Source organism: Kosakonia sp. YIM B13571, assembly GCF_042788095.1.
GTDB lineage: Bacteria > Pseudomonadota > Gammaproteobacteria > Enterobacterales > Enterobacteriaceae > Kosakonia > Kosakonia quasisacchari.
Genome location: NZ_JBHZPL010000005.1, coordinates 151,134 through 164,820 on the forward strand (window position 1 = coordinate 151,134; position 13,687 = coordinate 164,820).

Consider the following 13,687-nt stretch of genomic DNA (forward strand, 5'->3'; position numbering starts at 1 on the left):
GCTGGTTAATCTGGAAACGATTCTTACGCATTTTTTTAACAAAAGAGCACAACTATGCATGATGCACCAATCCGCGTAGCCATCGCGGGCGCTGGCGGGCGTATGGGCCGTCAGCTGATTCAGGCGGCACTGGCAATGGACGGCGTCGAACTAGGCGCTGCGCTGGAGCGCGAAGGTTCTTCCCTGCTGGGAAGCGACGCGGGGGAATTGGCTGGCGCGGCGAAAACCGGTGTGACCGTGCAGAGCAGCCTCGAGGCGGTGAAAGATGATTTCGATGTTTTTATCGATTTCACCCGCCCGGAAGGCACGCTGGCGCATCTGGCTTTCTGTCGCCAGCACCATAAAGCAATGGTAATTGGTACCACCGGTTTTGATGATGCTGGCAAGCAGGCCATTACCGAGGCGGCGCAGGCTATCGCCATTGTTTTTGCTGCCAACTTTAGCGTTGGTGTCAATGTCATGCTGAAGCTGCTGGAGAAAGCGGCAAAAGTAATGGGAGATTACACCGATATCGAAATTATCGAAGCGCACCATCGCTACAAAGTCGATGCTCCGTCGGGAACGGCGCTGGCGATGGGCGAGGCGATTGCCGGTGCACTGAATAAAGATTTAAAAACGTGTGCGGTTTATGCACGCGAAGGGCACACCGGCGAGCGTGTGCCCGGCACGATTGGCTTTGCTACGGTACGTGCAGGCGACATCGTCGGCGAACATACCGCGATGTTCGCCGATATTGGCGAACGTGTTGAAATCACACATAAAGCCTCCAGTCGCATGACTTTTGCCAATGGTGCGGTTCGCTCCGCTTTATGGTTGAAAGGAAAGAATAATGGCCTTTTTGATATGCGAGACGTGCTTGATCTCAATAACTTATAAGGTTTATTACCCATCGTGATGTGGTTGTTGCAGTCATAATTAATTGATTGCAAAGGGCAATATTTTATTGCCCTTTTATTTTTCCTTTTTCACCCTTCATTTTACCCAATCCAGCCATAATTTCTGTTTATCTCTCTGTTTTATGTTTCTTAATTGTAAATTTTGACCATCTGGTCTACTTTTTTGATATCCACCGTTAGAAATTGCAATTTTCTCAGCGCGCAAGCGTTTTCCCTGTGAGTTTGTTTGCTATTTTTATCGATTAAATCCAGTAAAAAGGGGCAGTGGCGTAAAACAATAAGAAAAATACCGGAGAAAAGTTGACTTTTAACCGACATCTCTCCAGAATGCCGCCGTTTGCCAAAAATCCACGGCAAGCAAATTTGCATTGATTCAAGCTCTCAATATGAATTAATATGCAAATAAAGTGAGTGAATATTCTCTGGAGGGTGTTTTGATTAAGTCAGCGCTATTGGTTCTGGAAGACGGAACCCAGTTTCACGGTCGGGCCATAGGGGCAACGGGCACGGCGGTTGGGGAAGTCGTTTTCAATACTTCAATGACCGGTTATCAAGAAATCCTCACTGATCCTTCCTATTCCCGCCAAATCGTTACTCTTACTTATCCTCATATCGGCAATGTCGGCACCAACTCTGCTGACGAAGAATCCTCTCAGGTACATGCGCAAGGCCTGGTCATCCGCGACCTGCCGCTGATTGCCAGCAACTACCGCAATACCGAAGACCTCTCTTCTTACCTGAAGCGCCATAATATTGTGGCGATTGCTGATATCGATACCCGTAAGTTGACCCGTCTGCTGCGTGAGAAGGGCGCGCAGAACGGCTGCATTATCGCCGGCGATAATGTTGACGCCGCACTGGCGCTGGAAAAAGCGAAAGCGTTCCCGGGTCTGAACGGCATGGATCTGGCAAAAGAAGTCACAACAGCGGAAACCTACAACTGGACACAAGGCAGCTGGACACTGGCGGATGATCTGCCACCAGCGAAAAGCGAGAGTGAGCTGCCGTACCACGTCGTGGCATACGACTACGGCGCAAAACGCAACATCCTGCGCATGTTAGTGGACAGAGGCTGCCGTCTGACAATCGTTCCGGCTAAAACCCCGGCGGCGGATGTCCTGAAGCTCAATCCGGACGGTATCTTCCTGTCTAACGGTCCTGGCGACCCGGCACCATGCGATTACGCCATCGAAGCGATTAAAACGTTCCTTGAAACGGATATTCCGGTGTTCGGTATCTGCCTGGGCCATCAGTTACTGGCGCTGGCGAGCGGTGCGAAGACGGTAAAAATGAAGTTTGGCCACCACGGCGGTAACCATCCGGTAAAAGATATCGACAACAATACGGTGATGATTACCGCACAGAACCACGGTTTCGCGGTTGATGAAGCGTCAATGCCTGCAAATCTGCGCGTAACGCACAAATCCCTGTTCGATGGCACGTTGCAAGGCATTCATCGCACCGATAAACCGGCGTTTAGTTTCCAGGGACACCCGGAAGCAAGCCCTGGCCCGCACGACGCCGCGCCGCTGTTTGACCACTTTATTGAGTTAATTGAGCAGTATCGTAATACCGCCAAATAATCAGGAGAAAAGAGCAATGCCAAAACGTACAGACCTAAAAAGTATCCTGATCCTTGGTGCTGGCCCGATTGTTATCGGCCAGGCATGTGAATTTGACTACTCTGGCGCGCAGGCGTGTAAAGCGCTGCGCGAAGAGGGTTACCGCGTCATTCTGGTGAACTCTAACCCGGCGACCATTATGACCGACCCGGAGATGGCGGACGCGACCTATATTGAGCCGATCCACTGGGAAGTAGTGCGCAAAATTATCGAAAAAGAGCGCCCGGATGCGGTTCTGCCGACCATGGGCGGTCAGACCGCACTGAACTGCGCGCTGGAGCTGGAACGCCAGGGCGTGCTGGAAGAGTTTGGTGTCACCATGATTGGCGCGACTGCCGATGCGATTGATAAAGCGGAAGACCGCCGTCGTTTCGACATTGCGATGAAAAAAATCGGCCTCGACACGGCGCGTTCCGGTATCGCGCATACCATGGATGAAGCGCTGGCGGTGGCGGCTGATGTCGGCTATCCGTGCATTATTCGCCCTTCCTTTACGATGGGCGGCACCGGCGGCGGTATCGCGTATAACCGCGAAGAGTTTGAAGAGATTTGCGCCCGTGGGCTGGATCTCTCGCCTACCAATGAGCTGCTGATTGATGAGTCGCTGATTGGCTGGAAAGAGTACGAGATGGAAGTGGTGCGCGATAAGAACGACAACTGCATCATTGTCTGTTCGATTGAAAACTTCGACGCCATGGGCATTCATACTGGCGACTCCATCACTGTTGCACCCGCGCAGACACTGACCGATAAAGAGTACCAAATCATGCGTAATGCCTCGATGGCGGTACTGCGTGAAATCGGCGTTGAAACCGGCGGTTCTAACGTACAGTTCGCGGTGAATCCGAAAAACGGTCGTCTGATTGTTATCGAAATGAACCCGCGTGTATCGCGTTCTTCGGCGCTGGCATCGAAGGCGACTGGTTTCCCGATTGCTAAAGTCGCGGCGAAACTGGCGGTGGGCTACACGCTGGATGAGCTGATGAACGACATCACCGGCGGGCGTACTCCGGCGTCGTTTGAACCGTCTATCGACTATGTTGTGACCAAAATTCCTCGCTTTAACTTCGAGAAATTTGTGGGCGCGAATGACCGTCTGACCACGCAGATGAAATCTGTCGGTGAAGTGATGGCGATTGGTCGTACTCAGCAGGAATCAATGCAGAAAGCGCTGCGTGGGCTGGAAGTAGGGGTGACCGGTTTCGACCCGAAAGTGAGTCTTGAGGACCCGGAAGCCCTGACGAAAATCCGCCGCGAGCTGAAAGACGCGGGAGCCGAGCGTATCTGGTACATCGCCGATGCGTTCCGCGCGGGGTTGTCTGTTGACGGTGTGTTCAACCTGACCAACATCGACCGCTGGTTCCTGGTGCAAATCGAAGAGCTGGTGCGCCTGGAAGAGCAGGTTGCAAGCGTTGGCATCAACGGGCTGGATGCTGACTTCCTGCGCACCCTGAAGCGTAAAGGTTTTGCCGATGCGCGTCTGGCAATGCTGGTTGGTGTGCGCGAAGCAGAAATCCGTAAACTGCGCGACCAGTACAACCTGCACCCGGTTTACAAGCGTGTGGATACCTGTGCGGCGGAGTTCGCGACTGATACTGCTTACATGTACTCCACCTATGAAGAAGAGTGCGAAGCCAATCCGAACCCGGATCGTGAAAAAATCATGGTGCTCGGCGGCGGGCCAAACCGTATCGGCCAGGGGATTGAGTTCGACTACTGCTGCGTGCATGCGTCGCTGGCGCTGCGTGAAGATGGTTACGAAACCATTATGGTCAACTGCAACCCGGAAACCGTGTCGACCGATTACGACACCTCTGACCGTCTCTACTTCGAGCCGGTTACTTTCGAAGACGTGCTGGAAATTGTGCGTATCGAAAAACCGAAAGGCGTTATCGTGCAGTACGGTGGTCAGACACCACTGAAACTGGCGCGTGCACTGGAAGCTGCCGGTGTCCCGGTGATTGGTACCAGCCCGGACGCTATCGACCGTGCGGAAGACCGTGAGCGCTTCCAGCATGCGGTTGAACGCCTGAAACTGAAACAGCCTGCTAACGCCACGGTGACGGCGCTGGAGCAGGCGATTGAAAAAGCGAAAGAGATCACTTACCCGCTGGTGGTGCGCCCTTCTTACGTCCTCGGCGGTCGCGCCATGGAAATCGTCTACGACGAAATCGACCTGCGCCGCTACTTTATGACCGCAGTCAGCGTTTCCAACGATGCACCAGTACTGCTGGACAAGTTCCTCGACGACGCGGTGGAAGTGGATGTCGATGCGATTTGCGACGGCGAAAGTGTGCTGATTGGCGGCATCATGGAGCATATCGAACAGGCGGGTGTGCACTCCGGCGACTCCGCGTGCTCGCTGCCTGCTTACACCCTGAGTCAAGAAATTCAGGATGTGATGCGCCAGCAAGTACAGAAGCTGGCGTTTGAGTTGCAGGTTCGCGGCCTGATGAACGTGCAGTTTGCGGTGAAAGATAACGAAGTTTATCTGATTGAGGTGAACCCACGTGCCGCGCGTACTGTTCCTTTCGTCTCAAAAGCCACCGGCTTGCCGCTGGCAAAAGTGGCTGCGCGCGTGATGACCGGCAAAACGCTGGCACAGCAAGGCCACACCAAAGAGATTATCCCGCCGTACTACTCGGTGAAAGAAGTGGTGCTGCCGTTTAATAAATTCCCGGGTGTTGACCCGCTGTTAGGGCCAGAAATGCGCTCTACCGGTGAGGTGATGGGCGTGGGGCGTACTTTTGCCGAAGCCTTTGCTAAAGCGCAACTTGGCAGTAACTCGACCATGAAGAAACAGGGGCGCGCGCTGCTGTCGGTACGCGAAGGGGATAAAGAGCGCGTGGTGGATCTCGCCGCCAAACTGCTGAAACAGGGCTTTGAGCTGGATGCAACCCACGGTACAGCGATTGTGCTGGGTGAGGCCGGCATTAACCCGCGTCTGGTGAACAAGGTGCATGAAGGTCGTCCGCACATTCAGGATCGTATTAAGAATGGCGAATACACCTACATCATCAACACCACGGCGGGGCGCCAGGCGATTGAGGATTCCAAGCTGATTCGCCGCAGCGCGCTGCAGTATAAAGTGCATTACGACACCACGCTGAACGGCGGCTTTGCTACCGCGATGGCGCTGAATGCCGATGCCACTGAAAAAGTGATTTCCGTGCAGGAAATGCACGCGCAGATTAATAAATAATCCGCCCCCCTCTCTCCCTTGCGGAGAGAGGGTTCTTTTCTACCCCCTTCAGAGTGTTCTGCATTTTCCCCGCCGTTCAGGTAGTTAACCTAAAATAGCTAAACAGACGAATATCATTCACTGGAAAGCAGGGAGATAACCATGCGAACTAAACTTCTGATGAGCTCAATTTTTACGGCTGCAGCACTGTTTACCGTTGCCGGATGTTCATCCAACCAGGCGGTGCGCACGACCGATGGCCGCACCATTGTGACCGACGGCAAACCGCAGGTGGATAAAGACACCGGGTTGGTTTCTTATAAAAATGCCGAAACTGGCAAAACCGAGCAGATTAACCGCGATCAGGTGAAAAACATGAGCGAACTGGATAATTAATCCCTTCCTCATCTGCGGTAGTTCCGGCTGCCGCATGCCTTTCCCGAATTCCCGCACAGATTGCCGCTTTTAGCCAGACGATTAACTGACTACACTTTCAAGAAAAAGCGTGTAGTGAAAACAGGTTAATCAATGATCCTCATAATTTATGCCCACCCTTATCCGCACCATTCGCATGCGAATAAGCGCATGATTGAGCAGGCAGGGACGCTGGAAAACGTTGAAATACGTTCTCTGTACGAACTCTATCCTGACTTCAACATTGATATCGCCGCCGAACAGGAGGCGATTTCCCGTGCCGATTTGGTTATCTGGCAACATCCGATGCAGTGGTACAGCGTGCCGCCATTACTCAAACTCTGGCTGGATAAAGTGTTATCGCACGGCTGGGCTTATGGTCACGGTGGAACGGCGCTACGCGGTAAAAGCGTGCTGTGGGCGGTAACGACGGGGGGTGGCGACAACCATTTTGATATCGGCTTGCACCCCGGTTTTGATGTTCTTTCCCAGCCGCTACAGGCGACGGCACTCTACTGCGGAATGAACTGGCTGCCGCCTTTTGCCGTGCACTGTACATTTATCTGCGACGATGAAACGTTGCAGGCGCAGGCACGCCATTACAAACAACGTTTACTGGAGTGGCAGGAGGTGCAACATGGATAGCCATTCGTTAATTCAGGCGCTGATCTATCTGGGATCGGCGGCACTGGTTGTGCCGATTGCCATGCGCCTGGGGCTGGGGTCGGTGCTTGGCTATCTGATTGCCGGGGGCATTATTGGCCCGTGGGGATTGCGGCTGGTGACTGACGCGGAATCTATTCTCCACTTTGCGGAAATCGGCGTCGTACTGATGCTGTTTGTGATTGGCCTTGAGTTGGATCCGCAGCGTTTATGGAAACTGCGTGCGTCGGTGTTTGGCGGCGGTGCGCTGCAAATGGCCAGCTGCGGGTTGTTGCTCGGCGGTTTTTGCGCGCTGCTCGGGTTACCGTGGCCGGTCGCAGTATTAATTGGTCTGACGCTGGCGCTGTCATCGACGGCAATTGCTATGCAGGCGATGAATGAGCGCAACCTCACGGTGTCGCAAATGGGGCGCAGCGCTTTTTCCGTGCTGCTGTTCCAGGATATCGCTGCGATCCCGTTGGTGGCGATGATCCCTTTGCTGGCTGCCAGCGGCGGGGCGATGACGCTCAGTGCCTTTGCACTTTCGGCGCTCAAAGTTGTTGCTGCGCTGACGCTGGTGGTGCTGATCGGGCGCTATGTTGCTCGCCCTGCGCTGCGCTTCGTTGCGCGATCTGGATTACGGGAAGTGTTCTGCGCCGTGGCGCTGTTCCTGGTCTTCGGTTTCGGCTTATTACTGGAAGAAGCGGGTTTGTCGATGGCGATGGGGGCGTTTCTTGCCGGTGTGCTACTCGCCAGCTCCGAATATCGCCATGCGCTGGAAAGCGATATTGAGCCCTTTAAAGGTTTGCTGCTCGGGCTGTTTTTTATCGGCGTGGGGATGTCGATTGACTTCGGCACGCTGGTGACGCACCCACTGCGCATCTTATTGCTGCTGGTCGGTTTTTTAGTGATAAAAAGCGTGGTGCTGTGGCTGATTGCTCGTCCGTTACGCGTTCCCGGCAAGCAGCGGTTGTGGTTTGCCGCTCTGCTGGGGCAAGGGAGTGAGTTCGCCTTTGTGGTATTTGGCACCGCGCAAACGGCACAGGTGCTGGATAGCGAATGGGCGAAAGCGCTAACGCTGACGGTCGCGCTATCGATGGCAGCAACGCCGCTGTTACTGGTGCTGTTGGCCCGTCTTGAAGCATCCGGTAGCCAGCAAGAGCGCGAAGCGGATGAAATCGACGAAGAAGAAGCTCGGGTTATTATTGCCGGGTTCGGACGTTTCGGGCAGATCGCCGGGCGTTTGTTGCTCTCCAGCGGCGTGAAGATGGTGGTTCTGGATCACGATCCCGATCATATTGAAACGCTGCGTAAATTCGGCATGAAGGTGTTTTATGGCGATGCGACACGCGTTGATTTGCTGGAGTCTGCCGGTGCCGGGCGTGCAGAAGTGTTAATTAATGCCATCGACGATCCGCAGGCCAGCCTACAATTAACGGAGCTGGCAAAAGAGCACTTTCCGGATCTGCGCATTATTGCCCGCGCCCGCGATGTCGATCACTACATTCGCTTGCGTCAGGCCGGTGTCGAGAAACCGGAGCGTGAAACCTTCGAAGCGGCATTGAAAACGGGAAGGCTGGCGCTGGAAGGTTTGGGGCTTGGCTCGTATGAAGCGCGTGAACGTGCCGATCATTTTCGCCGTTTCAATACGTCGATGGTGGAAGAGATGGCGCAGGTGGAAAACGATGCCCAGGCGCGCGCGGCCGTGTTTAAACGAACCAGCGCGATGCTAACGGAAATCATCTCGGAAGACAGGGCTCATCTGTCATTAACCCAGCGTCACGGCTGGCAGGGTACGGAAGAGGGGCGTCATACCGGCGATCCCGCAGACGAACCGGCGGTTAAGCCTTAGGCGTAAATGGGGGCTTACGGATAACTTGCTGATTCAACACGGCTGGAAAGTTGGCGGTGCAGATTCGGGGTGCGGTGCCGCCAGCAGAATAGAAAATTTTCTTATTCTTTACCTCGCGCCCCGTCGACGAAAGATTGCGCTTTCCGTATAGTGGCGACAATTTTTTGGCTTCCAGGAATGAATAAATGATCAGTTTGATTGCGGCGTTGGCAGTGGATCGCGTCATCGGTATGGAGAATGCGATGCCGTGGAACTTAGCTGCCGATCTCGCCTGGTTTAAACGCAATACGTTAAACAAACCTGTCGTGATGGGGCGCCTGACGTGGGAATCCATCGGTCGTCCGCTGCCCGGGCGTAAGAATATCGTGATCAGTAGCCAGCCGGGTACTGATGATCGTGTGCAGTGGGTGACATCCGTTGATGAAGCTATCGCGCAATGTGGCGATGCTGAAGAGATCATGGTGATTGGCGGCGGTCGTGTCTACGAGCAGTTTCTGCCGAAAGCGCAACGTTTGTACCTGACGCACATTGATGCGGAAGTGGAAGGTGATACCCATTTCCCGGATTATGATCCGGACGATTGGGAGTCTGTATTTAGCGAGTTTCACGACGCGGATGCGCAGAACTCACACAGTTACTGTTTCGAGATCCTCGAGCGCCGTTAATTCACTGTGCAGCGGCAGTGATTTCACGGCAATATTTCCCCGGCCCAGACCGGGGAAATTATTTCAGGAGGCGATTGCCTCGCCATCACCCAAATCCATCTGGCGATTTGACGCTTGCGTGAAGTACTGTTTATCTTCCCAGCGCAGGCAGGTTAGCACGCCACCCCAGCAGCAGCCCGTATCCAGCGCGTAGATGCCTTCTGGCGTTCCCGTACCTTCCAACGATGCCCAGTGACCAAAGGCGATGCTGTACTCTTGCGCGACCGGCCCCGGAATCGAAAACCATGGTTTTAGCGGCGCGGGTGCGTGCTCGGGAATATCTTTGCAATACATATCGAGCTGCCCGTTCGGGAAGCAGTAGCGCATGCGCGTAAACGCATTGGTGATAAAGCGCAGGCGGGCAAGGCCGCTGAGCTCAGGACTCCAGTGGTTCGGCAGATCGCCGTACATGGCGTCGAGAAAGAGCGGATAAGAGTCGCTCGACAGCACGGCTTCAATATCGCGTGCGCAGCGCTTTGTGGTTTCCATGTCCCACTGCGGGGTGATTCCGGCGTGCGCCATCACCAGTTTTTTCTCTTCATCGATTTGCAGCAGCGGCTGGCGGCGCAGCCAGTTAATCAGCTCATCGGCGTCGTGCGCTTCCAGCAGTGGGTTCAGCCGGTCTTTGGGCTTGTTACGACTGATGCCGGCAAAAACGGCGAGCAGATGTAAATCGTGATTACCGAGTACGATGCGTACGCTGTCACCAAGTGATTTGACCAGGCGCAATACTTCAAGCGAGCCAGGGCCGCGCGCGACCAGATCGCCCGTCAGCCATAACGTGTCCTGCTCAGGCGAAAATTCAACCTGTTTTAACAGCGCGACGAGTTCATCGTAGCAACCATGAACGTCACCAATAAGATATGTAGACATTGTTTTAATGGATCAGCGTTGGAACGGCGAGTCGGAAAACCGGGATAGCGATGCGGAAGGCTTCTCCCTGTGCATCGATCATTTCGTAATGGCCTTGCATAGTGCCCAGCGGCGTTTCAATCACCGCGCCGCTGGTATATTGGTATTCGCCACCCGGCTCAATGTGCGGCTGTACGCCAACAACACCTTCGCCCTGAACTTCCGTTGTGCGGCCATTTCCATTGGTGATAAGCCAGTAGCGCTTGAGCAACTGGACAGGGGTTCGCCCCAGGTTACGGATAGTAATGGTGTAAGCGAAAACATAGCGTTCGTCGTCGGGAGCAGACTGAGACTCGATGTAGATGCTTTGAACCTGAATACAAACTCGGGGCGAATTGATCATACGTTAACTCTCCTTCGGCGGCGCATTCTCAGTCAGGTAGTTCGCTAACTGGCAATATTGCGCAACAGAAATATTTTCCGCGCGCATCGCCGGATCGATACCTAACGACGCCAGCACTTCAACGGTAAAGACGTTGCCGAGGCTGTTGCGAATGGTTTTACGACGCTGGTTAAACGCTTCGGTGGTAATGCGGCTCAGCGTGCGGAGCTCTTTCACCGGATGTGGCAATTGAGCGTGCGGCACCAGACGAACCACAGCAGAATCCACCTTCGGCGGCGGCGCAAATGCGGTAGGCGGTACTTCTAACACCGGAATAATCTGGCAGTAGTACTGCGCCATGACGCTTAATCGACCATACGCCTTACTGTTTGGACCCGCAACCAGGCGATTCACCACCTCTTTTTGCAGCATAAAATGCATGTCGGCAATGGCATCAGTATAGCTAAACAGATGGAACATCAACGGCGTAGAGATGTTATACGGCAGGTTGCCGAAAACACGCAGCGGCTGACCAATAGTTTGTGACAGCTCCGCAAAGTTCATGGTCATTGCATCTTGCTGATAAATGGTCAGTTTAGGTGCAAGGAACGGGTGAGTTTGCAGGCGTGCCGCCAGATCGCGGTCAAGCTCGATGACCGTTAATTTATCCAGACGTTCGCCCACCGGTTCGGTGAGCGCGCCAAGGCCTGGGCCGATTTCGACCATAGCCTGACCCTTTTGCGGGTTGATGGCTGAGACGATGCTGTCGATCACGAACTGGTCGTGGAGAAAGTTTTGCCCGAAGCGTTTGCGAGCTAAGTGGCCCTGATGGACGCGAGTATTCATTGAGTATTAACAATCATTTTGATGGCGAGATTAAGCGCCGTAATAAAACTGCCGACATCCGCTGTTCCTTTGCCCGCGAGTTCAAGCGCGGTGCCGTGGTCGACGGATGTACGAATAAAGGGTAAACCGAGGGTAATGTTCACGCCGCGGCCAAAGCCCTGGTATTTTAGCACGGGCAGACCCTGATCGTGGTACATCGCCAGTACGGCGTCGGCATTATCAAGGTATTTGGGCTGAAAGAGCGTGTCGGCAGGCAGCGGACCGCTTAAATTCATGCCCTGCGCGCGCATTTCATTGAGCACCGGAATAATGGTATCAATCTCTTCCGTCCCCATGTGGCCGCCTTCACCGGCATGAGGGTTCAGGCCGCAAACAAGAATATGCGGTTGGGAGATACCGAACTTCTGTTGCAGATCCGTGTGCAGAATGCCGATCACTTCTCGCAGCAAATCAGGCGTAATGGCGTCGGCCACGGCTTTAATGGGCAAGTGTGTGGTCGCTAGCGCCACGCGTAGCTCTTCGGTTGCCAGCATCATCACCACTTTTGCAGCGTGAGAGCGCTCTTCGAAAAACTCCGTGTGACCGGTAAACGGTGTTCCTGAATCGTTGATCACCCCTTTATGCACCGGGCCGGTAATCAGCGCGGCAAATTCACCACTCAGGCAGCCATCGCAGGCGCGGGCAAGAGTTTCAACAACATAAGAACCGTTAAGCGTATTGAGTACGCCAGCGGTGACGGGCGTATGCAGAGGAACTGGCAACAGCGTTAATGTGCCTGCCTGTTGTGGTACTGCGGCGGCCATTGGGTCATAACCGCGCAGTTGAAGCGGTAGACCGAGCCGTGAGGCTCGGTCGGTAAGCAGCGTTGCGTCTGCACAGATAACCAGTTCAACCGGCCAGTCGCGCTGGGCGAGTTGCACTACCAGATCCGGGCCAATCCCGGCGGGTTCGCCGGGAGTAATAACGACACGCTGTGTTTTCATTAGTTGCTCAGAATTTTGACATAGGCGCTGGCGCGCTGTTCCTGCATCCAGGTTGCCGCTTCTTCAGAGAACTTACGGTTCATCAGCATGCGATAGGCTTTGTCTTTTTGCGCCGCATCGGTTTTGTCGACGTTACGGCTATCCAGCATTTCGATCAGGTGCCAGCCAAAGGAGGAGTGAACCGGGCCGCTCATCTGACCGCGTTTCAGTTTCATCAGCGCATCGCGGAAGGCCGGATCGTAAATATCCGCTGACGCCCAGCCGAGATCGCCGCCCTGGTTTGCAGAGCCCGGATCCTGAGAGAACTCTTTCGCCGCGTTAGCAAAAGTGGTTTTGCCACTCTTAATATCGGCTGCGATCTGTTCGAGTTTCACGCGTGCTTGATCGTCGCTCATGATTGGTGACGGCTTCAGCAGGATATGGCGGGCATGAACTTCCGTCACAGAGATACTCTGTGTCTGACCGCGAAGATCGTTCACTTTCAGGATATGGAAGCCAACACCTGAACGGATTGGGCCAACTATATCGCCTTTTTTCGCCGTGCTCAGTGCCTGTGCAAAAATGCTCGGCAGTTCCTGGATTCTGCCCCAACCCATCTGGCCGCCTTTCAGTGCTTGCTGATCGGCAGAGTAGGTGATGGCCAATTTGCCAAAGTCACCGCCATTACGAGCTTGTTCCACAATTGAACGCGCCTGGCTTTCTGCTTCGTTCACTTGATCGGAGGTTGGATTTTCCGGTAATGGGATCAAAATGTGGCTCAGGTTCAGCTCAGTGCTGGCATCATTCTGGTTGCCAACCTGCTGCGCCAGGGCTTCAACTTCCTGCGGCAGAACGGTAACGCGACGGCGAACTTCACCATTACGGACTTCTGAGATGATCATCTCTTTGCGGATCTGATTGCGGTAGGTGTTGAAATTCACCCCGTCATAGGCCAGACGGCTACGCATCTGATCCATCGTCATATTGTTTTGTTTGGCAATGTCAGCAATGGCGGCATCAAGCTGTTCGTCAGTTACTTTGACGCCCATTTTCGTGCCCATCTGCAAAATGATTTGATCCATGATCAGACGTTCAAGGATCTGGTGGCGCAGCGTTGCGTCGTCCGGTAACTGTTGCCCCGCCTGGCCTGCGTTGGCCTTCACGGATTGCATCAAACCATCAACGTCACTTTCCAGCACCACGCCGTTATTGACCACGGCGGCGACTTTATCAACAACCTGAGGCGCGGCAAAACTGGTATTCGCAACCATAGCGATACCGAGAAGCAGCGTTTTCCAGTTCTTCATACCTTTTCCATTTCAATTAACCGCAAT

General features: G+C 54.1%; 12 protein-coding genes. 7 read left to right on the forward strand and 5 right to left on the reverse strand.

What is annotated here, in order from left to right; genetic code table 11:
- Window positions 1-54 precede the first annotated feature (54 nt).
- From dapB to folA, 7 genes are all read left to right on the forward strand, one after another.
- Complete coding sequence (gene dapB / locus ACFX4O_RS14695; RefSeq protein WP_380209069.1) at window positions 55-876, forward strand: 4-hydroxy-tetrahydrodipicolinate reductase; 822 nt, start codon at window positions 55-57, stop codon at window positions 874-876.
- Between the two features lie 454 nt (window positions 877-1,330).
- Complete coding sequence (carA, locus tag ACFX4O_RS14700; RefSeq protein ID WP_380209070.1) at window positions 1,331-2,479, forward strand: glutamine-hydrolyzing carbamoyl-phosphate synthase small subunit; 1,149 nt, start codon at window positions 1,331-1,333, stop codon at window positions 2,477-2,479.
- A gap of 16 nt (window positions 2,480-2,495) precedes the next feature.
- A complete protein-coding gene (carB, locus tag ACFX4O_RS14705; RefSeq protein WP_380209072.1) occupies window positions 2,496-5,720 on the forward strand; it encodes a carbamoyl-phosphate synthase large subunit in 3,225 nt (1,074 codons plus the stop codon).
- Between the two features lie 141 nt (window positions 5,721-5,861).
- A complete protein-coding gene (locus ACFX4O_RS14710; RefSeq protein ID WP_131408153.1) occupies window positions 5,862-6,095 on the forward strand; it encodes a YgdI/YgdR family lipoprotein in 234 nt (77 codons plus the stop codon).
- A gap of 132 nt (window positions 6,096-6,227) precedes the next feature.
- A complete protein-coding gene (gene kefF / locus ACFX4O_RS14715; RefSeq protein ID WP_380209074.1) occupies window positions 6,228-6,758 on the forward strand; it encodes a glutathione-regulated potassium-efflux system oxidoreductase KefF in 531 nt (176 codons plus the stop codon).
- Window positions 6,751-8,607, forward strand: a complete 1,857-nt coding sequence (kefC, locus tag ACFX4O_RS14720) for a glutathione-regulated potassium-efflux system protein KefC (RefSeq protein WP_131408148.1) — start codon at window positions 6,751-6,753, stop codon at window positions 8,605-8,607. Before kefF ends, kefC begins: the two co-directional genes overlap by 8 nt.
- A 185-nt stretch (window positions 8,608-8,792) precedes the next feature.
- Entirely contained in the window at window positions 8,793-9,272 is a 480-nt protein-coding gene (gene folA / locus ACFX4O_RS14725) for a type 3 dihydrofolate reductase (protein WP_380209076.1), read from the forward strand.
- Window positions 9,273-9,335: 63 nt separating this feature from the next.
- On the opposite strand, the gene apaH is transcribed toward folA, so the two are convergent.
- The 5 genes from apaH to surA are packed head-to-tail and all read right to left on the reverse strand — an operon-like array spanning window position 9,336 to window position 13,660.
- A complete protein-coding gene (apaH, locus tag ACFX4O_RS14730) occupies window positions 9,336-10,184 on the reverse strand; it encodes a bis(5'-nucleosyl)-tetraphosphatase (symmetrical) ApaH (RefSeq protein WP_380209078.1) in 849 nt (282 codons plus the stop codon).
- A 4-nt stretch (window positions 10,185-10,188) separates the two neighbouring features.
- Window positions 10,189-10,566 carry a Co2+/Mg2+ efflux protein ApaG gene (gene apaG / locus ACFX4O_RS14735; protein WP_131408142.1) on the reverse strand — a complete coding sequence of 126 codons (378 nt, stop codon included), beginning with the start codon at window positions 10,564-10,566 and terminating at the stop codon, window positions 10,189-10,191.
- Window positions 10,567-10,569: 3 nt separating this feature from the next.
- Window positions 10,570-11,391: a 16S rRNA (adenine(1518)-N(6)/adenine(1519)-N(6))-dimethyltransferase RsmA gene (gene rsmA / locus ACFX4O_RS14740; RefSeq protein ID WP_131408140.1), complete on the reverse strand. Its 822-nt coding sequence runs from the start codon at window positions 11,389-11,391 to the stop codon at window positions 10,570-10,572.
- Window positions 11,388-12,374, reverse strand: a complete 987-nt coding sequence (pdxA, locus tag ACFX4O_RS14745) for a 4-hydroxythreonine-4-phosphate dehydrogenase PdxA (protein ID WP_380209080.1) — start codon at window positions 12,372-12,374, stop codon at window positions 11,388-11,390. The genes rsmA and pdxA overlap by 4 nt, the downstream gene beginning before the upstream one ends.
- Window positions 12,374-13,660: a peptidylprolyl isomerase SurA gene (gene surA / locus ACFX4O_RS14750; RefSeq protein WP_131408136.1), complete on the reverse strand. Its 1,287-nt coding sequence runs from the start codon at window positions 13,658-13,660 to the stop codon at window positions 12,374-12,376. Before surA ends, pdxA begins: the two co-directional genes overlap by 1 nt.
- Window positions 13,661-13,687 lie beyond the last annotated feature (27 nt).

What these genes read in the sequence shown, in the direction of transcription:
- kefF (WP_380209074.1), top strand. Translation starts at nt 6,228, where the DNA reads ATGATCCTCATAATTTATGCCCACCCTTATCCGCACCATTCGCATGCG.
- kefC (WP_131408148.1), top strand. Translation starts at nt 6,751, where the DNA reads ATGGATAGCCATTCGTTAATTCAGGCGCTGATCTATCTGGGATCGGCG.
- rsmA (WP_131408140.1), bottom strand. Translation starts at nt 11,391, where the DNA reads ATGAATACTCGCGTCCATCAGGGCCACTTAGCTCGCAAACGCTTCGGG.
- pdxA (WP_380209080.1), bottom strand. Translation starts at nt 12,374, where the DNA reads ATGAAAACACAGCGTGTCGTTATTACTCCCGGCGAACCCGCCGGGATT.
- dapB (WP_380209069.1), top strand. Translation starts at nt 55, where the DNA reads ATGCATGATGCACCAATCCGCGTAGCCATCGCGGGCGCTGGCGGGCGT.
- surA (WP_131408136.1), bottom strand. Translation starts at nt 13,660, where the DNA reads ATGAAGAACTGGAAAACGCTGCTTCTCGGTATCGCTATGGTTGCGAAT.
- carB (WP_380209072.1), top strand. Translation starts at nt 2,496, where the DNA reads ATGCCAAAACGTACAGACCTAAAAAGTATCCTGATCCTTGGTGCTGGC.
- ACFX4O_RS14710 (WP_131408153.1), top strand. Translation starts at nt 5,862, where the DNA reads ATGCGAACTAAACTTCTGATGAGCTCAATTTTTACGGCTGCAGCACTG.
- apaG (WP_131408142.1), bottom strand. Translation starts at nt 10,566, where the DNA reads ATGATCAATTCGCCCCGAGTTTGTATTCAGGTTCAAAGCATCTACATC.
- apaH (WP_380209078.1), bottom strand. Translation starts at nt 10,184, where the DNA reads ATGTCTACATATCTTATTGGTGACGTTCATGGTTGCTACGATGAACTC.
- folA (WP_380209076.1), top strand. Translation starts at nt 8,793, where the DNA reads ATGATCAGTTTGATTGCGGCGTTGGCAGTGGATCGCGTCATCGGTATG.